Origin of the sequence: Allorhizobium paknamense, from assembly GCF_030815125.1 — a bacterium.
GTDB classification, from domain to species: Bacteria; Pseudomonadota; Alphaproteobacteria; order Rhizobiales; family Rhizobiaceae; genus Allorhizobium; species Allorhizobium paknamense.
Genome location: NZ_JAUSWH010000041.1, coordinates 1 through 1515, shown reverse-complemented (window position 1 = coordinate 1515; position 1515 = coordinate 1). Strand labels below are relative to the sequence as shown.

The window sequence follows — 1515 nt, the reverse complement described above, 5'->3', positions numbered from 1 at the left end:
GACGGTCCAGCTTTCCATTCGGCGTTAACGGAAGCTGGTCAAGCACAACAATCGCTGCTGGAACCATGTAATCCGGAAGTTCCGTAGCGAGTTCATTTCGCAAAGAGGAGATAATCTCGATTCCGCGGCCACTTCTTGCTGGATCATTGGTGAGTACCCCCCGCGCATTACACTCTTCAACGTCCCAGGCTCTTCCTATCAAACATTTACCATTAGTCAGCTTTCTTTTAACTAAGATTGCGTCAAAGCCATACGGTGCACGGGCTGACCACGTGATACGTGCCTCATAGGCAAAACTTCTTGCTAACTCCACGATTTCCGCGGGAATAACCTCGCGTGCGTCGCTTACTATCGTATAGCAACCCAACTTGGCTGCTGAATCGTACGAAATGGAGATGAGCCGGTTTCTAATTCCTTCGATTAAGATCTCGTCGGGTTTACGCACCTCAAGGACGCTAGCTAGGTCAGCAAGGGAACTGATGGATGCTCCCCAAACATCCTTCTGGATTTCATTTGGCGCATATACTGACGTAGGGGACTTGTAAATGATTACGTCATATCTATAGCGGCTAATCTCATTATTATATGTCGCCTCCTTAAGCCGAACATCTACGGCCGCTATGTCGTCTCTCGTGCGCGATAGCTGATGGAAAAATGCTGGAGAGAAAAGGAGCTCCTTATCTTTCTGAGAAAGCTTCTTGACGTCGAACAGCGATATGGCCCGAGGATCGTTGTCGGGACACCTTGATTGAATTATCTCAGCTGAAAAACAATCATGAAGTTCGAGATTTCGTACATCTCCAATGATCACTCGCCCACCCGGCGAGACATTGTCGATGCATTTGTCGATCACGCTCTTTGCGTACTCTCCTGAGGGAAAATACTGACATACCGAGTTCATTATTACAGTATCGGCTTGGCCCGAATTGGATTCGAAAGCCGAACTAGCATCTGACACACGCACCTTTATAGGCGGCGTGCTACCTTGATTGCATTTTATCCAATAATCAAGCTTTGCAATCACGTCTTTCGATATGTCAACACCGGCGTACGATTTGCAGTTCGGCAACACCTTCGACATGATGAGACCGTTTCCGATTCCAATCTCGAAAATATTACCAATGGTACGCTCTTGGATTATTGATACGAAATCTTGCCGCCATTGTTCCATTTCGGTTACTGGAATAGGTTTCTGAGAAGAGCTACTATTCCACCCCGAAAAATCGTTTAATAGTGTTGTCTGTTTGAGGACACTATAAACGTTATCGTAGACGGCACTCCAATCTTCGATGTGACTAGAAATATTGCCATCGTCTTTGCTAGTATCAAGTACAACGTAGGCTACAAGGGAATCGTAAGTTCCACCAATATTGTACGGCACAACCGCCGCACGTGAAATGGATACATTAGCCAATATATGAGCCTCGACTTCACCTGGCTCAATGCGAAAACCACGGATCTTTACCTGATGATCCGCACGCCCAAGGAAATCAAGCACACCGTCTGAACGCCATC

The 1515-nt window shown here is 46.7% G+C and carries 1 protein-coding gene; it reads right to left on the bottom strand.

The features are described from left to right. On the bottom strand, positions 1-1515 hold a 1515-nt coding region (locus QO005_RS24145; RefSeq protein WP_307160562.1), incomplete at both ends, for a class I SAM-dependent methyltransferase.